General features: G+C 69.2%; 24 protein-coding genes, 2 tRNA genes and 2 pseudogenes. 15 read left to right on the top strand and 13 right to left on the bottom strand.

Features of this window, described 5'->3' with window-relative positions; genetic code table 11:
- The 3 genes and pseudogenes from MBEBAB_RS12250 to chrA form a co-directional block, all read right to left on the bottom strand.
- Positions 1-307 (bottom strand): annotated as a pseudogene (locus tag MBEBAB_RS12250) (hypothetical protein); the annotation flags it as partial.
- A 116-nt stretch (positions 308-423) separates the two neighbouring features.
- Positions 424-930 carry a group III truncated hemoglobin gene (locus MBEBAB_RS12245; protein ID WP_021698314.1) on the bottom strand — a complete coding sequence of 169 codons (507 nt, stop codon included), beginning with the start codon at positions 928-930 and terminating at the stop codon, positions 424-426.
- Positions 931-962: 32 nt separating this feature from the next.
- Complete coding sequence (chrA, locus tag MBEBAB_RS12240) at positions 963-2,270, bottom strand: chromate efflux transporter (protein WP_021698313.1); 1,308 nt, start codon at positions 2,268-2,270, stop codon at positions 963-965.
- A gap of 46 nt (positions 2,271-2,316) precedes the next feature.
- Between chrA and MBEBAB_RS18140 the strand changes: the two genes are divergently transcribed.
- The 4 genes and pseudogenes from MBEBAB_RS18140 (at position 2,317) to MBEBAB_RS12230 (ending at position 4,513) form a co-directional block, all read left to right on the top strand.
- A complete protein-coding gene (locus tag MBEBAB_RS18140; protein ID WP_255552796.1) occupies positions 2,317-2,448 on the top strand; it encodes a hypothetical protein in 132 nt (43 codons plus the stop codon).
- Positions 2,414-2,734: pseudogene (locus MBEBAB_RS18715) on the top strand (ATP-binding cassette domain-containing protein); the annotation flags it as partial. The gene MBEBAB_RS18140 and the pseudogene MBEBAB_RS18715, both read left to right, overlap by 35 nt.
- 175 nt (positions 2,735-2,909) lie before the next feature.
- Positions 2,910-4,037, top strand: a complete 1,128-nt coding sequence (locus MBEBAB_RS16590) for an ATP-binding cassette domain-containing protein (protein WP_255552795.1) — start codon at positions 2,910-2,912, stop codon at positions 4,035-4,037.
- Between the two features lie 14 nt (positions 4,038-4,051).
- Complete coding sequence (locus tag MBEBAB_RS12230; RefSeq protein ID WP_148291540.1) at positions 4,052-4,513, top strand: hypothetical protein; 462 nt, start codon at positions 4,052-4,054, stop codon at positions 4,511-4,513.
- On the opposite strand, the gene MBEBAB_RS12225 is transcribed toward MBEBAB_RS12230, so the two are convergent.
- From MBEBAB_RS12225 to MBEBAB_RS12205, 5 genes are all read right to left on the bottom strand, one after another.
- Positions 4,494-5,534, bottom strand: coding sequence for an EAL domain-containing protein (locus MBEBAB_RS12225; RefSeq protein WP_242397165.1), 1,041 nt, complete (start codon positions 5,532-5,534; stop codon positions 4,494-4,496). The genes MBEBAB_RS12230 and MBEBAB_RS12225 overlap by 20 nt on opposite strands.
- Positions 5,435-6,091 (bottom strand): hypothetical protein, encoded by a 657-nt coding sequence (locus MBEBAB_RS12220; RefSeq protein WP_021698308.1) that lies wholly within the window; start codon positions 6,089-6,091, stop codon positions 5,435-5,437. The genes MBEBAB_RS12225 and MBEBAB_RS12220 overlap by 100 nt, the downstream gene beginning before the upstream one ends.
- A 64-nt stretch (positions 6,092-6,155) precedes the next feature.
- The gene (locus tag MBEBAB_RS12215) at positions 6,156-6,581 is read right to left on the bottom strand and encodes a hypothetical protein (protein ID WP_021698307.1); all 426 of its coding nucleotides are present in this window, start codon (positions 6,579-6,581) and stop codon (positions 6,156-6,158) included.
- On the bottom strand, positions 6,578-6,904 hold the full coding sequence (locus MBEBAB_RS12210; RefSeq protein WP_231379107.1) for a rod-binding protein: 327 nt from the start codon (positions 6,902-6,904) through the stop codon (positions 6,578-6,580). Before MBEBAB_RS12210 ends, MBEBAB_RS12215 begins: the two co-directional genes overlap by 4 nt.
- An 8-nt stretch (positions 6,905-6,912) precedes the next feature.
- Positions 6,913-8,022, bottom strand: a complete 1,110-nt coding sequence (locus tag MBEBAB_RS12205) for a flagellar basal body P-ring protein FlgI (RefSeq protein ID WP_021698305.1) — start codon at positions 8,020-8,022, stop codon at positions 6,913-6,915.
- Between the two features lie 193 nt (positions 8,023-8,215).
- Between MBEBAB_RS12205 and MBEBAB_RS12200 the strand changes: the two genes are divergently transcribed.
- The 3 genes from MBEBAB_RS12200 to MBEBAB_RS12190 all read left to right on the top strand — a co-directional run bounded on the left by MBEBAB_RS12200 (position 8,216) and on the right by MBEBAB_RS12190 (position 10,082).
- The gene (locus MBEBAB_RS12200) at positions 8,216-8,638 is read left to right on the top strand and encodes a flagellar assembly protein FliX (protein WP_021698304.1); all 423 of its coding nucleotides are present in this window, start codon (positions 8,216-8,218) and stop codon (positions 8,636-8,638) included.
- Between the two features lie 180 nt (positions 8,639-8,818).
- Complete coding sequence (dksA, locus tag MBEBAB_RS12195) at positions 8,819-9,232, top strand: RNA polymerase-binding protein DksA (RefSeq protein ID WP_370541147.1); 414 nt, start codon at positions 8,819-8,821, stop codon at positions 9,230-9,232.
- 1 nt (position 9,233) lies between these two features.
- Positions 9,234-10,082, top strand: a complete 849-nt coding sequence (locus MBEBAB_RS12190) for an alpha/beta hydrolase (RefSeq protein ID WP_021698302.1) — start codon at positions 9,234-9,236, stop codon at positions 10,080-10,082.
- A gap of 9 nt (positions 10,083-10,091) precedes the next feature.
- Here the strand turns inward: MBEBAB_RS12190 and MBEBAB_RS12185 are convergent, their stop codons facing one another.
- On the bottom strand, positions 10,092-10,478 hold the full coding sequence (locus MBEBAB_RS12185) for a type II toxin-antitoxin system VapC family toxin (protein ID WP_021698301.1): 387 nt from the start codon (positions 10,476-10,478) through the stop codon (positions 10,092-10,094).
- Positions 10,475-10,726, bottom strand: a complete 252-nt coding sequence (locus tag MBEBAB_RS12180; RefSeq protein WP_045319307.1) for a type II toxin-antitoxin system VapB family antitoxin — start codon at positions 10,724-10,726, stop codon at positions 10,475-10,477. Before MBEBAB_RS12180 ends, MBEBAB_RS12185 begins: the two co-directional genes overlap by 4 nt.
- Positions 10,727-10,842: 116 nt before the next feature.
- Here MBEBAB_RS12180 and gltX point away from each other — a divergent pair, with 116 nt between their 5' ends.
- Complete coding sequence (gene gltX / locus MBEBAB_RS12175; protein WP_021698299.1) at positions 10,843-12,177, top strand: glutamate--tRNA ligase; 1,335 nt, start codon at positions 10,843-10,845, stop codon at positions 12,175-12,177.
- 50 nt (positions 12,178-12,227) lie between these two features.
- On the opposite strand, the gene MBEBAB_RS12170 is transcribed toward gltX, so the two are convergent.
- Positions 12,228-12,530 carry a DUF8200 family protein gene (locus tag MBEBAB_RS12170; protein WP_021698298.1) on the bottom strand — a complete coding sequence of 101 codons (303 nt, stop codon included), beginning with the start codon at positions 12,528-12,530 and terminating at the stop codon, positions 12,228-12,230.
- A gap of 186 nt (positions 12,531-12,716) precedes the next feature.
- The gene (locus MBEBAB_RS12165) at positions 12,717-13,265 is read right to left on the bottom strand and encodes an LOG family protein (protein WP_021698297.1); all 549 of its coding nucleotides are present in this window, start codon (positions 13,263-13,265) and stop codon (positions 12,717-12,719) included.
- 80 nt (positions 13,266-13,345) lie between these two features.
- Between MBEBAB_RS12165 and MBEBAB_RS12160 the strand changes: the two genes are divergently transcribed.
- The 3 genes from MBEBAB_RS12160 (at position 13,346) to MBEBAB_RS12150 (ending at position 15,497) form a co-directional block, all read left to right on the top strand.
- Positions 13,346-14,122 carry an Ig-like domain-containing protein gene (locus tag MBEBAB_RS12160; protein WP_021698296.1) on the top strand — a complete coding sequence of 259 codons (777 nt, stop codon included), beginning with the start codon at positions 13,346-13,348 and terminating at the stop codon, positions 14,120-14,122.
- An 86-nt stretch (positions 14,123-14,208) separates the two neighbouring features.
- Positions 14,209-14,283, top strand: a tRNA-Asn gene (locus MBEBAB_RS12155).
- A gap of 419 nt (positions 14,284-14,702) precedes the next feature.
- Positions 14,703-15,497 (top strand): TrmH family RNA methyltransferase, encoded by a 795-nt coding sequence (locus tag MBEBAB_RS12150; RefSeq protein WP_021698295.1) that lies wholly within the window; start codon positions 14,703-14,705, stop codon positions 15,495-15,497.
- A gap of 35 nt (positions 15,498-15,532) precedes the next feature.
- Here the strand turns inward: MBEBAB_RS12150 and MBEBAB_RS12145 are convergent.
- Positions 15,533-15,606: transfer RNA gene (locus MBEBAB_RS12145), tRNA-Cys, on the bottom strand.
- Between the two features lie 186 nt (positions 15,607-15,792).
- On the opposite strand from MBEBAB_RS12145, the gene MBEBAB_RS12140 reads away from it, so the two are divergent.
- The 4 genes from MBEBAB_RS12140 to MBEBAB_RS12130 all read left to right on the top strand — a co-directional run bounded on the left by MBEBAB_RS12140 (position 15,793) and on the right by MBEBAB_RS12130 (position 18,569).
- Complete coding sequence (locus MBEBAB_RS12140; protein ID WP_021698294.1) at positions 15,793-16,422, top strand: protein-L-isoaspartate O-methyltransferase family protein; 630 nt, start codon at positions 15,793-15,795, stop codon at positions 16,420-16,422.
- 126 nt (positions 16,423-16,548) lie between these two features.
- The gene (locus MBEBAB_RS18130) at positions 16,549-17,010 is read left to right on the top strand and encodes a TolC family protein (protein ID WP_277905889.1); all 462 of its coding nucleotides are present in this window, start codon (positions 16,549-16,551) and stop codon (positions 17,008-17,010) included.
- Positions 16,938-18,128: a TolC family outer membrane protein gene (locus MBEBAB_RS12135; protein ID WP_277905888.1), complete on the top strand. Its 1,191-nt coding sequence runs from the start codon at positions 16,938-16,940 to the stop codon at positions 18,126-18,128. Before MBEBAB_RS18130 ends, MBEBAB_RS12135 begins: the two co-directional genes overlap by 73 nt.
- A 144-nt stretch (positions 18,129-18,272) precedes the next feature.
- Positions 18,273-18,569 (top strand): hypothetical protein, encoded by a 297-nt coding sequence (locus tag MBEBAB_RS12130; protein ID WP_052516801.1) that lies wholly within the window; start codon positions 18,273-18,275, stop codon positions 18,567-18,569.
- Positions 18,570-18,704: the final 135 nt, after the last annotated feature.

Genomic DNA, 18,704 nt, shown 5'->3' with positions numbered 1-18,704 from the left:
GGTCGCCGGGCCGCTGGTCCGGCAGGTAATCGGGCTGCGGCTGCGGCTGGCCCGTGGGCGGCAGAGGCTGGGCCTCAATGGGTTCATAGGGCGCGGGCGTCGGCTCATAGGGGGCGACGTCGGGCTGGGGCTGGGGCGCGGGCGTGTTGGGCACGGGCTCACCCCAGGGGGACTGTCGCTCCGGGGCGCCGGTGGTGGGCCGGGTCGGATAGCGGGGCTCCGACGGATAGGAGGCGCAGGCCGCCAGTGTCGCCGCCGCACCAGCAATGATCAGCGCCCTGCGCGCCAGAATCGTCCAGCCGGTCATCCCCGCCCTCGTCTTTCAAATCTGATCAGAATCGTATGCGGCATCCAATCCCGCGAAGGGCGCCATTTTGGGGCGGAAAGGTTAACGGCGCCAAGAGGCGGTGTTTTTGTCCCCAGTCAAAAGCGTCCGCCGTCGTCCGGCGTCCAGGCCCGGGTGGCCATCACATAGCGCTCGCCCGGTCCCACGATCACCCCGTTGGTCGAGGCCACGCCCAGCTCAAGGCTCTGGGCGATCCGCTCGGCCCGTTCAATGAAGTGGGCTGCGGCGGCGGGCGGACACAGGTCGCGGGCGGTCTCCCGGAACAGCTCCAGCCAGCGGTCGAAATGGCGGGCGTCGATGGGCAGGGGCAGGTGTTTGGGCATCGGCCGCCCCTGATAGACGCCGGTGGATAGCGCCACCGACGACCAGAACAGCTTCATCTGATGCAGGTGCGGGCCCCAGTCCTCCACCCGCGCCGCAAAGATCGGCCCGATCAGGGCGTCATCGCGCACCCGGCCATAGAAGCCCTCCACCAGCGCATCGATCATGGCCTCGTCGATGCCGGTCTCGGCCCGCAGCCGCGCGGTGGCGGCCTCGCGCCGGGCACGGTGTTCGGCTTCGGTCTGGACGGGACGGGTGGTCATGGAGGGAAGATAGGGGCGGGGCGGGGTCCGCGCTATGCGACCGCTTGCAGCGCCACGCCCGCCGCGACCGCGCCGGCCAGCACGGTCATGATCCCCAGCCTGAAGCGGATCAGGGCGACGGCGGCGACGGCGGCCAGGATCAGGGCCACGGGCTGGAAGCCCGCCAGCAGCGGCAGGGTCAGGTCCAGCGGCCCGGTCTGGACCCGCCGCGTCTGGTCAAACAGCACATGCAGGGCGAACCACAGGCCCAGGTTGGCGATCACCCCGACCACCGCCGCCGTCACCCCGGACAGGGCCGCTTGCAGCCGCCGCGCGTGCTCCAGCCGTTCGATCCAGGGCGCCAGGGCGAAGATCCACAGGAAGCAGGGGGCGAAGGTCATCCAGGTGGCCAGGCCGGCGCCGAGGATCCCGGCAATCAGGGGCGTGAACGGCTCGGGAAAGCGGAACGCCGCCAGAAAGCCCACGAACTGGGTCACCAGAATCAGGGGGCCGGGCGTGGTCTCGGCCAGGCCGAGGCCGTCGGCCATCTGGCCCGCGTCCAGCCAGCCGTGGGTCTGCACCGCCTCCTGCGCCATATAGGCCAGCACCGCATAGGCGCCGCCGAAGGTCACCACCGCCAGCTTCGAGAAGAAGGCGGCGATGTCCATCAGCACATGGTCCGGACCCAGCACCAGCAGGATCGCCAGAGCCGGCGCGGCCCACACCGCGCCCCAGACGGCGACGGCGCGCCCGGTCCGCCACGCCATGTCGCGCTTTCGCGGCCGGGGCTCCGCGTCCGGCGTCGGCTCGGTGACCGGCGCCGCCGCGAACAGGGCTCCGATCAGGGCCGCGCCGAGGATCACGGCGGGGAAGGGAGCGTTGAACAGGAACAGCAGGCCGAACGCCGCGAGCGCCAGTCCGCGCTTGAGCCCCGTGTCCAGCGCTCGCCGGGCGAGGCGGACAAGCGCCTGCAGGATGATGGCCAGCACCGCCGCCTTGATGCCGAAGAACGCGCCCTGCACCCAGGTCAGGTCCGCCGCATAGGCGTACAGGATCGACAGGCCCAGGATCACCGCCGCGCCCGGCAGCACGAACAGGCCGCCCGCGATCAGTCCCCCGGCCACCCCGTGCAGGCGCCAGCCCACATAGGTGGCCAGCTGCTGCGCCTCGGGCCCCGGCAGCAGGGTGCAGAAGTTCAGCGCCCGCAGATACTGGGCCTCGTCCAGCCATTTGCGCTCGTCGACCACCACCCGGTGCATCAGGGCGATCTGGCCCGCGGGCCCGCCGAAGCTGATCAGCCCGACGCGGCCGAACGCCCTGACGAGGTCGTGAAGCGGAACCTGACTTGGCGAACCGGACATTTCGTACCTATATTCCAATCTTCGAGCTTCAGAAGGAGACACGACCATGATCAGCGCGCTGGAAATCGGTTTCGCCCTTTCCGCCCTTTCGCTGCTCATCGGCTATGTCGCACTTCGCCCCAAACCCGTCCCCGTCCGCATTCGTGACGCTCGACAGCGTCGCCGCCCGAACGCCTGACGGAACCCCCCTCTTCGACAATCTGACCCTGGCCTTCGGCCATGAGCGCACCGGTCTGGTGGGCCGCAACGGCGTGGGCAAGTCCACGCTGCTGCGCCTGATCGCCGGAACGCAGCCGCCCGCCGAGGGCGCGGTGTCGCGCACTGGGATCATCGGCGTGCTGGACCAGAGGCATGACCCGGCGCCGGGGGAGTCCGTCGCCGAGACCCTGGGCGTCGCGCATTCGCTGACCGTGCTGCGGCGGGTGCTGGCGGGCGAGGGCTCGGTCACGGATCTTGGCGAGGCGGACTGGACGCTGGACGATCGGCTGAACGACGCCCTGACCCAGGTCGGCCTTTCCGGCATTGACCTGAACCGCGGGACGGCGCCGCCTCAGCGGCGGCGAACAGACCCGCCTGCGTCTGGCGGGCCTCCTGCTGGCCCGGCCCGACCTGATTCTACTGGACGAGCCCACCAACCACATGGACGCCGAGGGCCGAGCCCTGATCGCCGGGGTGCTGGAGCGGTGGGAGGGCGGCGCGGTGGTGGTCAGCCATGACCGCGACCTGCTGGGCCGGGTGGATCGCATCGTCGAACTGTCCGGCCTGGGCGCGGCCACCTATGGCGGGAACTGGGACCTCTACGCCGACCGAAAGGCCGCCGAGCGCGCGGCGGCCGAGCGCACTCTCGCCGCCGCAGAAACCGACGCCGCCCGCGCGGCGGCCGACGCCCGGCGCCGCGCAGAAACGCAGGCCCGCCGCGACCGGGCCGGTCGCCGCAAGGGCATGAAGGGCGACATGCCGAAGATCCTGCTGGGCATGCGGGCCGAGAGCGCCGAGACCTCGGCCGCCCGGAACAGCCGCCTCGCCGCCCGACAATCCGCCCAGGCCGAGGCCGATCTGACGGCGGCCCGCGAGCGGGTCGAGCGGGTGCGCCTGCTGTCCATCCCAATGCCATCCACCGGCCTGGCGTCCGGCAAGACCGTGCTTGAGGTGGAGGAGGTCCGTTTCGCCTTTCCCGTTGCGGGGGACAGTGAGGGGGAGGGGAAAGTCCTCGGCCCCGTCTCGCTGCGCCTCACCGGGCCCGAACGGGTCGCGATCACAGGGCCGAACGGCGCCGGCAAGACGACGGTGTTGAAGATGATGGCGGGTTTGCTGGAACCGACATCGGGCATTGTGCGCCGCCCGGTTCGCGCCGCCCTGCTGGATCAGGACGCGGCCCTTCTGAAACCCGATGAAACCGTGATCGCGGCCTGGCTGCGCCTGAACCCGGAAGGATCGCCCAACGGCGCCCACGCCGCCCTGGCCCGGTTTCTGTTCCGCAATGTGGAGGCCCGGCGCGTCGCCGGAACCCTGTCAGGCGGGGAGCGCCTCCGCGCGGCCCTGGCCTGCGTCATGACCGGCGCCCGGCCGCCGCAGCTGCTGGTTCTCGACGAGCCCACCAACCATCTGGATCTGGACTCGGTCGCGGCGGTGGAGGCGGCGCTGAACACCTATGACGGCGCCCTGGCGGTGGTCAGCCACGATACGGTCTTCCTGGAACATGTGGGGATAACCCGCACCGTGGCGTTGCCCGGCGCCCGAGTCGGGGCGTCTTCTCTGCCGCCATGAAGGATCGGGAGTTCATGGCGCGCGCCCTCGGTGTGGTGCTGATCTTCGCAGGGGCGGGACCGCTGATCGGCGGATTCGTGTTCGGGCTCCTGTGGATCGTGGAGGTGCTGACCTCGCCGTCGGAGCCCTGGCGCGCCGCCTATCTGACCACGCCGATATACGCCGCCCTGCTGGGGTATCTGGCCGGATTTCTGCCTGCGGTCACGACCGGCGTGGGCGCGGCCCTGACGTCGCCGCGCCTGAGGGCCGGCAGGCTCTGGGTCGCCGTCGCGGTTCTGCTGGGCGCCACGACCAGCGCGGTCAATCTGGTTTTCCTGAACACCGGCTATCCGACCAGCCGGCCTGACGGCGCGGACGTGGCCGGGATCATGTTGATCGGCGCGATCTCGTCCCTGGCCTGCGCCCTGCTGGCCGAACCCCTGCGGCCCCGGCCGCGGCCACGACGAAACGGGCCGGCTAGCCCCAGCCTTCCGTGACGCCCTGACGTCTGGCGGGCGCAGCCGCCACGCGCGTGCGCGGCTCCTTTTCGGGCCGTCCATAGAGATAGCCCTGGGCGAAATTCACACCCAGAGCTCGAAGCGCGTCGGCGACCTGCTCGGTCTCCACCATCTCGCCGATGGTGTCGATCTCCAGCGCCCGGCAAAGTTCCACCAGATGGCGAACCACGGTGTTGTCCTTTCCGCCGTCCGCGAGGGTCTTCACGAAAGCCCCATCGATCTTCACGATGTCAACCGACAAGGAGCGCAGATAATCGAAGGATGCGCTGCCCGCACCGAAATCGTCGATGCAGATCTGAATCCCGGTCTCGCGGAGACGCGCGAGGCGCCGGTCGGCCGCCGCCAGATCATTGAGCGCGGCGGTTTCGGTGACCTCGACCATCAGCCGCTTGCGCACATCGGGACGGTCGCCCGTCATGGCCAGCAGCCGGTCAACATAGTCATCAGATGCCAGCGAGGCGGCGGATACGTTCACGGCGATCCGGGTGAGACCGAAGCCCGGACTGTTCAGCTTGCGCACAGCCTTGTCGGCCACGGCTTTATCCAGGTCCGTCACCATGGCCAGCTCCTCGGCCATTCGGATGGCGCCGGCGGGGCTGGCTCCTTCGGTGAACCGGATCAGGGCCTCGAAGTGGTGTACGGCGCCTGTCTCCAAGTCCACAATGGGCTGATAGTGCAGATCAAAGGCGCGCTCGGCGATGATGGTTCTCAGGCGTTCGCCGTCCTTCATGGTTCGCATCAGGGCCGCGGCGAAAGTCATCTGCGGCTCGCCGTCGACGCCCTTGCTGAGGAAGCCATCCAGCGCCATGCGCAGCGCCCGCAGCGTGGGAAGAGGATCAGGCGTGTGGGGCACGGGCGCGGAGACGGTTTTCGGCGCAACCTCGGCGCCATGTCGCTCCATCAGCGTTCCAGGTCGCCGTTCAACTGATCGATTCCCGGGGGCTGACTCAGCAGGGCGTAGCGCTCGTCGCTGAGCCGGGCGGCGCTGGCGCCGTTCCACGAAGCGGACTGAAGCAACCTGGACAGGGCGTCCATCAACGCCTCGCCCTTCGGGCCTGTCGTGTATCCCTCAACCCCGGGAAGATCCACGAAAGTGAATGACAGGACGCTGCGTTGCTGAACAGTGAGGCCTTCCATGGCGGATTGAACCAGGCGCATCAGGCCTTCGCCGTCTGCAAGAGCCGGTGGCGGTGCGCCCGTTTCCAGGGCCGCCATGGCCGCAGGCTTGCCCCGATAGGTCAGGGCGCAGGACAGGCGCGGCGCCAGCTCGGGCAGACCGAAAATCTTGAGCTCGGCCTCGCGGACCTTCGCTGCTCCCCAGTGAACCTGAACCGCAACGGTTTCCCGCCCGGCCGCACGCCGTCCGAGCGCCTCTGAGACCGTGTTGCGCGAGCCCGGGGCGACAAGGTCCGCCAGCAACTGGCCTTGAAGAGATTCGGTGTCGGCTCCGTTCGGCGGGGCGCCCAGGGCCAGCACGATGCGTCCCGCGCCATCGACCTCCATCAACAGGTCGGCGGATGCGAAGGCCATGCCAAGGAGGCTGCGGGTCAGCGACATCGGACCGATATCGCTGAAAGATGTAAATTTCCCGCCAATGCAGTCAGTTAACGCACCTCAAGCGTCACGCCGTCTTGTTCAGGGTCACGGCGCGGCCGTCCACGCCCGCCGCCCTGCCGCCCGCGCCATAGCCCGCGCCCTGGGCCCGCGCGGCGGCGACTTCCTGGGCGATGGCCTGCACCAGACCTTCGGTAATGGTCTTGGCGGCTTCCAGCGCCCGGTTGTGGCGCGCCAGAACCGCCTCGAAGGCCTGGGTCGCGGCGATCAGGGTGTCGCGCTCGGCGGTGGGCAGGTCCTCCAGCAGGCGGCGATCCGCTTTCACCCGCGCCGTCTCGCGGCGATAGAGGTTGGCCATCTCCTGGGTCTCGGCGACCCCGGCGGCCACGTCCTGCGGACGGCGGGCCTCGAAGCAGCGGGTCTCCTCGGTCAGGCGCGCGGTCAGGCGTTCGGTCAGGGCGGTCAGGTGGGTGGCGTGTTCGGCCGGGGTCATGCGGCGTCTCCTTCGCTGGGGACGGTGGATTGTCCGGACTGCATGCGGATCATCTCTGCCATGACCTGATCGGCCAGGCCGATGCCGCCTGAGCGGCTGATCTGCTTGCCCATCTCGTCGATCATGAAGCCGCGCCAGGTTTCTTCCGCGTGGCCCCCGCCGAAGGGCGCCTCGGTGGACAGGCCCTCGAACATGGGCCGCAGCATCTGGGCCAGGAAGGTGGCCTCGAAATCCTGGGCCGTCTGGCGGATGCGGGCTTCGTCGGCGCCGGACAGGGCCGCCAGCGAGGGGGCGCCGCGCAGCATGTCGACGGAGGGAGCCATGGGGGTCATCACATCACCTCGATTTCGGCCTGCAGGGCGCCCGCCGCGCGGATGGCCTGCAGGATGGAGATCATGTCGCGGGGGCTGACCCCCAGGGCATTCAGCCCGTTGACCAGGGTGGACAGGGAGGTGTCGCCGCCGATGATGCGCATCTGGCGGCCACGCTCCTCCTCGATGGTCACTTCGGAATCGGGCAGGACCACCGTCTCGCCATCGGAGAACGGCTCGGGCTGGCTGGCGAAGGGGCGCTCCTGGATGGAGACGGTCAGGTTGCCCTGGGCGATGGCCACGGTGGAGACGCGCACCGCGTCGCCCATGACGATCACACCGTTGACCTCGTCGATGATGACCCGGGCGGGGCTGTCCACGGTCACCGGCAGATTCTCGATGCGGCTGATGAAGCCGGCGGCGCCCAGCTGGGGCGGCGGCCGCAGGGTGATGACCGCGCCGTTGTCGGCGAAGGCCGTACCCGGATAGGCCAGGTTGATGGCCTGGGCCACGCGCTGGGCGGTGGTGAAGTCCGGGTTGCGCAGGTTCAGCCGCAGCTCGCTCATGGACGCCAGGGAGAAGCCGGTCTCCAGTTCGACGCTGGCGCCGCCTGCGATGCGGCCCGAGGTGGGCACGCCACGCGTGACCGATGAGCCCGATGCGCCTCCGGCGGACACTGAACCGGTCTGCACCGTGCCTTGCGCCACCGCATAGACCTGGCCGTCGGCGCCTTGCAGGCTGGTGACCAGCAGGGTGCCGCCCAGCAGGCTCTTGGCGTCGCCCATGGCCGAGACGTTGATGTCGATGCGCGAGCCCGCCGTGGCGAAGGACGGCAGATCGGCGGTGACCATGACCGCCGCGATGTTCTTGGTGTTGGCGTTGGCGTCGCGGATGTTGACGCCCAGCCGCTCCATCATCGCCTCCAGCGACTGACGGGTCATGGGCGAGTTGCGCAGGGAGTCGCCGGTGCCGTTCAGGCCCACCACCAGGCCGTAGCCCACCAGCTGGTTGGTGCGCACGCCCTCGACCGAGGCGATGTCCTTGATGCGGGACTGGGCCAGGACGGGCGCGCTCCAGCCGACAGCCACGGCGGCGAGGGCTAGGGCGGCGATGCGGACGATCAGACGCATGGGTGAATTCCAATACTGTTCGGCAGGCGCGATGCCAGATGCGTGCCACCAAAAAATGTAGCAAAAACAGAGAGCGGTGAGGCGGAACTTTCACCCGCCGGGCAAATGCTGCCGGGCCGTTAACCAAACGGTGACCCGAATGCTCCGATGGTGCCCTCGTGTTATTCCGCGCCAGGTTCAGGAGCGCTTGTCCATGAAGGTCACCGGTCCCTCGGGCACGACCTCGACCCCGTCCAGCCGCCCGTCCCGCAGCTCCGGCGGCGGGTTCAGCCTGCCGTCCGGCGGCGCGTCCGGCGCCGGCGCCGCATCCGCCGCATCAGCGGCCGGGGGCGTCGCCGGAGTTTCGGCCCTGATGGCGCTGCAGGGGGTCGAGGACGCCACCGAGCGTCGTCGCAGGGCAATGCGCCGGGGCGGCGGACTGCTGGACCGGCTGGACGAGCTGAAGCTGGTGATGCTGGCCGGGCAGGACGGCGTGGGCGTGCTGAACACTCTCGCCCGCGCGGTGCGCGAGGAGCGTCCCGACAGCGCCGATCCGGGTCTTGATGCGGTGCTGGACCAGATCGATCTGCGCGCGGCGGTGGAGCTGGCCAAGGCGGACATGCGCCGGAGCGCCTGAAATACTGTCAATATTCAGGGATTTCCCTGATGAGGCGGTGAACTTCGCCCGCTTGATGAATTTTCCATCACGGATGCGAGAACCCCGTTGCGGCGACTCGTCGCGGGCCATATACGTCCACTCGCTTCGCAGGGGGGCGCTCGGAGCGAGCGTGAGTTTGTGATGACCGCAACCGCGACCATGACAGCCGGACAGTCGGCGTATCGGCCATCTGACGACGAGCCGTTCATGAATGAACGGCAGCTGGCCTATTTCAAACAGAAGCTGATGGATTGGAAGGACGATATCCTTCGCGAGTCCAAGGGCACTGTGGTGAACCTGAAGGCCGAGACCGAGAACCACCCGGATCTGGTGGATCGGGCGTCTTCGGAATCGGACCGGGCGCTGGAGCTGCGCACCCGCGACCGCCAGCGCAAGCTGATCTCCAAGATCGACGAGGCCCTGCGCCGGATCGAGGACGGCTCCTACGGCTATTGCGAGGAAACGGGCGAGCCCATCGGCCTCGGTCGTCTGGAAGCCCGCCCCACCGCGACCCTGAGCGTCGAGGCCCAGGAGCGTCACGAGCGCCGCGAGCGCGTCCACCGGGACGACTGACATGCGCGCGCCGGGGCTGACCGCTGTCCTGGTTGTTCTGATCCTCTCGCTGACGGGCGCTTCCGTGCGCGCCCAGACGCCGAACGGCGTCACGCCGCTGGATCACCTGCCCGCCCTGCGCGGCGACTATTTCCGCATCGACTCCGACGCGACCGGGCGGCCCTATCACATCTATGTCCGCTATCCCGAGGGCTACGACCCGGCGGCGGACGTGGTCTATCCGACCGTCTATCTGACCGACGGGGATTCCCTGTTCCCCATCCTGGCGGCCAACCATCTGTTCCTGCACTATGACGAGCGACTGCCCGAGGCGCTGGTGGTGGGCATCGCCTACGGCGGGTTCGATGCGTCGGTGAACCGGCGCAACATCGACTTTCAGTCTCCCGGTGAGGGCGTCGAACAGGCGGGGGCCGAGGCGTTCCAGCGCTTCCTGAAGGCCGAGCTGCTCCCGCGCATCGAGGCGAATTACCGCTCGGATCCGCAGCGCCGCGTGCTGTTCGGCCAGTCGCGCGGCGGCGCCTTCGTGCTCTATTCCGCCGTCACGGACCCCGACCTGTTCTGGGGCCGCATCGCCAGCAATCCCTCCATCACGCCCGGGATCGAGTCCCTGCTGGAGCCCGCCGCCGAAGCGACGCGCGCCGATCTCGGCGTGGTGGTGACCAGCGGCACGCGCGACCGTCCCGACCTGCAGGCCGAGGCCGTTCAGTGGATCGCGCACTGGGAGAACCAGTCTGTGCGCCCGTGGCGTCTGCACCCGGTCCGCATCGAGGGCGGCACCCACGCCGCCAACGCCCCGGACGCTTACCGGGCGGGCATGCTGTGGCTGTTCGGGCGGGAATCGCCGGAGTAACGCTTAGTCTTAGAGCGCCGACACGACGTCGGTTTCCGAGAAGTCATCGCCCTTATAGAGTAGCGGGGCGCTTCTTTCATGCGCCAAGGCATAAGCGAAACAGTCACCCAGATTGAGCCTTGCGGACGTTCGCTTGCCGAAACGTCTCTCTGCTTCGCTCGCAAGGCGAGTCGTCGAAGCTGTAATGGGTTCCATCCGAACTCCCGAGGACTGAAGCAACAGATCGAGGCGTCTGACGCCCTCGTCCCCGTAGATGTTGCGCATCCGGACACAGGCTTCCCAGTATCCCACGGGAGAGAGCAGGGCGTTATGGTCGGCCAACACCTCGGCAAAAACCGTCGCTTCGTCTTCTTCGAGCAGGATCGCGACCAACGCCGAAGCGTCCGTCACGATCATCGGGGCAACCCGTCCTCATCATAAAGATCATCGTCCGTCAGATCGGGCCCGATGCGCGGGAGTTGACGAACCTCAGCCTGAATCCTGCGGATGGCGGCCAGCCGGCGTTCACGCTCGTCATCTCTTCTGGCCTGATGCGCAGCCAGCATTTCTTCCACCAAATCCGTGATGGATTTGCCTTCCGCCTTGGCGATTAGGCGCAAGCCTTCAGCCACGGCAGGCTTCCTGATCTGGACGGGCGCGTTCATGATGGATTGAAGTTATCATGATTGGGTCGCTCCGGCAAATGGCGCCGCCAACGCTCGCCTTGACTTCCGCCCCCCGCTGACCGACCTGTGCGCCTTCTCTGCAAGGTCTGAATCCCATGTCCGTCAAGGTTCGTTTCGCGCCGTCCCCCACGGGACGCCTGCACGTTGGCAACGTGCGCACCGCCCTGGTCAACTGGCTGTTCGCCAAGGGGCAGGGCGGCGCCTTCGTGCTGCGCATCGACGACACCGACCTGGAGCGCTCCACCAAGGAATTCGAGACCGGCATCGAGACCGACCTGCAATGGCTCGGCCTGACCTGGGACGAACGCTACAACCAGTCGCAGCGCTTCGACCGCTACGAAGAGGCCGCCGCGCGGCTCAAGACGGCCGGGCGTCTGTACCCCTGCTACGAAACGTCGGACGAGCTGGACCGCCGCCGCAAGGTGCAGCTGTCGCGTGGCCTGCCGCCCATCTACGACCGCGCCGCCCTGGAGCTGACCGACGAGGACAGGGCCAAGCTGGAGGCCGAGGGCCGTCGGCCGCACTGGCGCTTCAAGCTGGAGGGCAGGCGCGTGGCCTGGGAGGATCTGGCCCGCGGCCACGCCGAGGTGGACACCGCCTCCATGTCCGACCCGGTGCTGATCCGCGAGGACGGCCTGTTCCTCTACACCCTGCCGTCGGTGGTCGATGACATCGACATGAAGATCACCCACGTGATCCGGGGCGAGGACCATGTCACCAACACCGGCGCCCAGATCGAGATCTTCGAGGCGCTGGGCGCCGACGCGCCGGGCTTCGCCCACATGCCGCTGCTGGTGGGCGCGGACGGGGCGGCCCTGTCCAAGCGGCTGGGCTCCCTGTCCATCGCCGACATGCGCGACCAGGGTTATGAGCCCATCGCCATCACCAGCCACCTGGGCCGCATCGGCACGTCCGATCCGCTGGAGGTGGCGGATTCGGTCGAGGCGCTGGGCCAGTCCTTCGCCTTCTCCAAGATGGGCCGCTCGCCGGCGCGCTACGACACCGCCGACCTGGATCGGCTGAACGCCCAGTCCCTGCACGGCATCGCCTATGACGACGCGCGGGCGCGGCTGGTCGCCATGGACTGTGATCTGGGGGAGGGGTTCTGGGACGCGGTGCGCCCGAACCTGGGCAAATTCGCCGATGTGAAGGACTACGCCCGGCTCGTGAACGGCCCGGTCACGCCGGTCATCGCCGACCCGGCCTTCGCGGCGGCGGCGCTGGAGGTTCTCCCGGCCGAGATCGGCGCCGACAGCTGGAGCGCCTGGACCGGTGCGGTGAAGGAGGCGACGGGGGCCAAGGGCAAGGCCCTGTTCATGCCCCTGCGTCAGGTCGTGACCGGCATGGAGCACGGTCCCGACATGGCCGCCCTGCTGCCCCTGATCGATCGTGACCGCATCGTGCGGCGGCTGAAGGGCGAGACGGCCTAGGCCAGAACCCGCTCATCCCGGCGCGTGGCCAGGACGAGCGGCAGGTCTGATCAGCCCGCCGAGGCGTTGCAGGCGGCGATTTCCTGTTCGTTCAGGGCCTGGCCCTTCCACGAGAAGGCGGTGACGGCGCCGAGGCGCGCCACCACGCGACGGCAGGCGCGGTCGGCGGGCTGGTTCGTTCCGCCGCGCGCCTCGCAGGCGCCGGTTTCGTCGCACGACCAGCTGGCGCCGTCGATGATGACGCGGCCCGAGGGCGCCGACGCGGCGTCGGCCAGGGTCAGGCTGGTGGCGGGCGTTTGAGCCGCCGCGGGAACGGCGAGGGCCAGGACGGCGATGGCGATGAGAGCACGCATGGGGAGGTCTCCGATGATGTCGGGGCGCGCTTGATCGCCCCACGGCGCCATGTGTCAGTCTTTAATCGAAACTGTCAAGGCGAGTTGTCAATCGCAACCCACATGGACCGCAATCATGATCGTTGATAAGTTATCGACGATCATGGCGCAATCGAGGCGCCTCATGCGCGTGCTTCAGCACCGCCATCACCTCGTCCACCGTGTCGCAGACTCCCAGGCTTCCAGGAACAGGGCCGGGGTCATGCCCTCGTCCACCGTATGGCGCATCAGGGCGAACAGGCTTTCCCAGAATCCGCTCTGGTTCAGGAAGATCACCGGCTTGTCGTGCAGGTCCAGCCGCTTCCACGACAGGATCTCCACCACCTCCTCGAGGGTCCCGACCCCGCCCGGCGCCACCACGAAGGCGTCGGACTCATCGTACATCAGCTGCTTGCGCTGGTGCATGGAGGGCACCACCAAGGTCTCCACCTCCTCGAACAGCCGCTCGCGGCTGCGCAGGAACAGGGGCATGATCCCCAGCACCTCGCCGCCGGCCTCGTGCGCCGCCCGCGCCGCCGCCCCCATCAGGCCCACGCCGCCTCCGCCGTAGACCAGACGGATGCCTTCAGCGGCCATCGCCTTGCCCAGATCCTGCGCCCAGACGACGTACTCCGGATCGGCGCGATCCGACGAACCGCAGAACAGGCAGACCGAACGGATGGGCTTCAGATCGTGGGGCAGGGGGCCTTCGGGCATTGACGTCTCGGCGATTGCGGCGACAGGAAGAACGCGGTTGCGATTTTGGGACCGGAAGCCATACAGGCGGGAACGCGCGGATGAAACGACTGATTGCCGGGTGCAGGGCCGGCGCCGGCGCCGCGGCCCTGATCCTTCTGGCCGCCTGTGGTGACCAACCGGAGGCCGACACGCGGGAGCCGGGCGAGCTGCAGACCAGCTGGGCTGCGCCCGCGCGGCTCGAGACGGCGGTCTTCGGACCCAACGGCGTGACCCTGACCGGCGCCGCCGCGCCTGGCGACCGGATCGTGCTGACGGACACGGCCGGGGTTTCGGTGGCCGCCACCGCGGGCGACGACGGCGTCTTCAGTCTTCGCCTGGCAACGCCCGCTGAGGTCAGCCTGTATCATGCGGAGATCCAGAGCCGGGGCAGCCAGGCCCGGGCGGGCGAGTGGCTCGCCATCACGCGGGGGCCGGATGCGGTGGCCGCGGTGCTGGCGCCTGGCGCCGTAGTGACGCCCCTGAACCACGCGGGCCTGTTGTCGGGCGTCGATTATGACGGCTCGGCCGTCCTCGTCTCAGGCGCGGCGCTGCCGGGCGAACCGGTCCGCGTCAGCCTGGACGACCGACCGGCCCAGGCCGTGACCGTGGATCAGACGGGCCGCTATGTGGCGCGGTTCGCTTCGGTCCCGCCTGGACCGCGCCGCTTTCGCGTCGAGGCCGGTGAACGGATTCAGGACGTGGTGCTGACCCTGACCGCGCCGCCGGAGGCGCTGGGGACGAGCGGTTCGGCCGTCGCCACGCGCATCGACTGGCCCACGCCGGGCGGGGGCTTCCAGAGCAGCTGGATACTGAATGCGGGAGACGACGACGGCTGACGCCGACGTTGCGTCATTTTCCGCCGTCGCCCGGCTTGCATCGCCGGCGAACACGCTGCTATAGCCGCGCCTCCCGAGCGAACTGGTCCGCGGTAGCTCAGTGGTAGAGCAGCCGACTGTTAATCGGCTGGTCGTAGGTTCGAATCCTACCCGCGGAGCCATCGCCCCTCGCCGGGACCTCACGACAGTTCACGACCTGTTCACGCGTTTGCGTTTCGCGCGCCACTTTTTCGCGCCGGAGGCGAAACCATATTGGCAGGCGAGGCGGCATGCGGCCGCTGGTGTCATGAACGAGCTTTCCGATGGGCGGACGTGTTCTGCTTTTCATCCACCGCCACTTCTTCGCCACCCTCGCGACCGTGGCGGCGGCGACGCTCGTGCTGGCGGTCTTTCGCTAGCCTCGGCCCCGGTCGGCGTCGGTGCTAGACGGCGTCGGCCGGGCCCCCTTGCCAAGCTGGAAGTGGGCACAAAAAAAAGCCCGGCGGTGAAGCCGGGCGAAATCAGTTCGGTGATGGTGGGTGTCTCCGAAAGAGTGAAGACTCTTCCTCCTTCGGGTGATTTGGTTAATGCCGGGTAAACCATGACGCCCATCCCGATTCACGACCCCGACGATCCGCGCGTGGCGGACTATCGCCAGATCCGCGAGCGCGACCTGACCGGGCGCCGGGGTCTGTTCGTGGCCGAGGGGGCGGTGGTGCTGAATGTGCTGGCATCGCCCCAGTCCCGCTGCCGCGCCGTGTCGGCCCTGATCGCCGAACAGCGCATCGAGACCCTCCGTCCGGTGCTGGAGCGGCTGGCCGCGCCGGTCTATGCGGCGGGACAGGGGGTGATGGACGCGGTGGCGGGCTTTCCCATCCACCGGGGCATCCTTGCGCTGGGCGAGAAGCCCGCCGAGCCCGACCTCGCCGATCTGCTGACCGCCGCGCCGGGCGACGGCCTGGTGGTGGCGGTCTGCGGCGTGGGCAACCACGACAACATGGGCGGCATCTTCCGCAACGCCGCGGCCTTCGGCGCGCACGCCGTGCTGCTGGACGCCCATTGCTGCGACCCGCTGTATCGCAAGGCCATTCGCGTCTCGGTGGGCGCGGCCCTGCGCACGCCCTTCGTGACCGGGCTCGATCCGCTGGCCATGCTGGACGGGCTGGAAGCGGCGGGCTTCTCCCTGCTGGCGCTGAGCCCCTCGGGCGAACAGTCGCTGTCGGAGGTGCGCCCTGGCGGGCGGGCGGCCCTGATCCTGGGCGCCGAGGGGCCGGGGCTGTCGCCCGCCGTCATGGCCCGCTGCCGCACCGTGGCCATCCCCATGGCGGGCGGCTTCGATTCCCTGAACGTGGCCGCCACCAGCGCCGTGGCCCTGCATCAGATGCGGTTCGGCTGAGCCGCCGAACGCTCGAACAATATTCTGAAGAAGTTTGGAGGCCTGAGCCGGAATCGAACCGGCGTACACGGATTTGCAGTCCGCTGCGTAACCACTCCGCCATCAGGCCGCCGGGGCCCGTCTGAGGGCCGTCGCTTGAGCGAGGGGCGTTCGCTATCAGATCGTCCGCGCCGCCGCAACGCGCCATTTCTGCGTTCACCACGCGGACCGGTGCGCGGCCTTGCCGGAGCGGGGCGGGCGGACCTATAAGGCGCGCAGATTTTCCGGCCACAGGCTTTTCAGGATTCGAGCTGTCATGGACTTCGCCGCCGCCCGCACGATGATGGTGGATTCCCAGGTCCGCGTGAATGATGTGACCGACCGCGCGCTTCAGGCCGCCATGCTGGCCGTGCCGCGCGAGCGGTTCTGCGCGCCGGATCGGGTTTTCTCGGCCTATGCCGAGGTGGAATGCGAGATCGCCGGCGGCCGCGTGCTGATGCTGCCGCGCGAAGCCGCCAAGCTGCTCAGCGCGGTCGAGGCGAGGCCGGGCGAGACGGCCCTGGCCATCGGCGCGCCCTACGCCGGGGCCGTCCTGGCCCGTCTGGGCGCCAAGGTGACGGCCCAGGAAGCGAATCAGGCGGTGCTGGACGTGGTCGCGCCCGCCCTGGCCGACGCCGGGGTCGAGACGGTGGTCGCGCCGTTCGATCAGCCGCACGGCGAGGGATACGACATCATCATCAGCGAAGGCGCCGTGGGCGTGCGGCCCCAGGCCTGGCTGGACGCCCTGGCCGTGGGCGGACGTCTGGCGGTGGTGGAGCGCACGGGCGCGGCGGGTCGGGGCGTGCTATACCTGCGCGGACGGGACGGATTTTCGCGCCGCGACCTGTTCGATGCGGCGCCGCCGATGCTGGTGGGAATGACGCCGGAACCGGCCTTCAGTTTCTGAATCGAACCGCGCGACGAACGACGCCCGTTCCGCGTGAAAAAAACTTAACTGGCGCGAACGGCGGGCATTCCGCAAACCAGAGTGACGTGCGCGGCATTTCGCGCCGAGAGCTTTTGAGGACTGGTCATGGTGAGACGTACCCGCGCGCTGGCTTCCGCCGCCGCTCTGGCCCTGATGGCGGCTCTGGCCGGGCCGGTTTCGGCGGACTCGCTGCAGGACGCCATCGCCCTGGCGTATCAGACCAACCCGACCCTGCTGGCCCAGCGGGCGCAGCAGCGGGCGCTGGACGAGACCTATGTCCAGGCCCGCGCAGGACTGCGTCCGAACATCGACGCTTCGGTCGGGGCCTCGTACACCCGCAACTACGGTGACACCGCCAGCGGCGGCGCCATCGCCGACATCCCGGTGCCGATCGACACCGACGGCGACGGATCCCGGACTCCACAGGCACGATCCCCGGCGCGGCCTTCTCCAGCGGCGGGGCCGCGCGCGAGAGCAATTCCGGCAGCGTCAGCGTGGGCCTGTCCCAGACCCTCTACGCCGGCGGCCGCATCGCCCACGGCATCAACGCCGCCGAAGCCAGCGTGATGGCCGGGCGCCAGAACCTGCGCGCGGTCGAACAGTCAGTGCTGCAAGGCGTGATCCAGGCCTATGTGGACGTGCAGCGGGACATGGAGATCCTGCGCATCCGCCAGGACAACCTGCAGGTCCTGCGCCGTCAGCTGGAAGAAGCCAGCGCCCGCTTCGAGGTGGGTGAGATCACCCGCACCGACGTGGCCCAGGCCGAGGCGCGCCTGGCCCAGTCCGAATCCGATCTGGCCACGGCCCAGGCGCAGCTGTCCGTCAGCCGCGCGGGCTACGCCGCCGTCGTCGGCCAGGCCCCCGCCAATCTCGAGACGCCGCCGCCCCTGCCGGGCGTGCCGGCCGATTTCGACGCAGCCCTGGACGTGGGCCTGGCCGAGAACCCCAACCTGATCGCGGCGGAATACCAGCTGCGCGGCGCCGAGGCCCGGGTGGCCTCCGCACGGGGCCAGTACCTGCCGTCCGCCAGCCTGAACGCCAGCTACGGCGGGTCGAGCCGCCTGAATGATTTCGACCCGTTCGAGCGCACCAGCCTGAACGTGACCGCCAATGTCTCGGTGCCGTTGTTCACCGGCGGCCTGAACCGCTCGCGCGTGGCCCAGGCGCTGGAAGAGGCCAACGCCGCCCAGATCGGTGTCGAGGGCGAGCGCCGCGAGGTGCTGCGCAGCGTCAGCACCGCCTACGCCCAGATGATCTCGGCCCAGTCCTCGCTGCAGGCGGGCGAGGAAGCCGTGCGCGCCGCCCGCATCGCCGCCGAGGGCGTGCGCCAGGAGGCCCAGGTCGGCCTGCGCACCACCCTGGACGTGCTGAACCAGGAGCTGGAGCTGCGCTCCGCCGAGGTCAATCTGGTCACCGCCCGGCGCAACGACTATGTGGCCCAGGCCGCCCTTCTGGCCGCCATGGGGCGTCTGGAAGGCCCGGATCTTGCGCCGTCTCTGGACCCCTATGATCCCGCCTCCAACTTCCAGCAGGTCCGCAACCGCGGCGGCCTGCCGTGGGACGGGGTGATCGAGGCCATCGACCGCATCGCCGCCCCCTCGATCATGCCGGCGAACGATCAGGTGGACGCCCCGATCGACGAGCAACTGAAGTCCGAAATCATCCGCACGGCTCCGACCGAATAGGCGCGTCAATTCGCCGGCGCGGCGAAAACGAGCGTTGATTCCTCGGCTTCTAAGTGCGACGACAAGGGCAGGGGGAAGACGCGCCGAACGGCGCGCACGCCCTTGACGCTTGAAGATTGTGATCGTCCGCTTCGGGGATTCGCCATGACCGATCAGTCCGCCCAGGAACCGACCATGGAGGAGATTCTCGCCTCCATCCGGCGGATCATCTCCGAGGACGACGCCCCGGCCGACGCGCCCGCCGCCGACGCACCCGCCGCCGAGGCGGCGCCGTCCGAGCCGGAACCCGATCCCATGCCCGTCCAGGCCGAGGAAGCGCCCGCCGCCGAGCCTGAATCCCAGCCCGAGCCGGAACCCGAGCCCCAGCCCCAGGCCCAGGCCGCCGCCCCCGACCCGGCCCCGCAGGCCGACGGAGGACGGAAGACGGTGAGCTGGAGCTGACCGAGCCCTGATCAGCGCCCGCCGCCGAGGAGAGCATCGGCGACCTGGACGTGTCCTCGCCCGAGCCGTTCCCTGAACCTGAGCCCGAACCGGCGCCTGCCCCGCAGATGGCCCCGCAACCCGCCCCTGTCGCCG

The organism is Brevundimonas abyssalis TAR-001, assembly GCF_000466985.1.
In the GTDB taxonomy this organism is placed as follows: domain Bacteria; phylum Pseudomonadota; class Alphaproteobacteria; order Caulobacterales; family Caulobacteraceae; genus Brevundimonas; species Brevundimonas abyssalis.
Note: the sequence above shows the minus strand (reverse complement) of the source record. Positions and strands in the feature narration are given on the sequence as shown.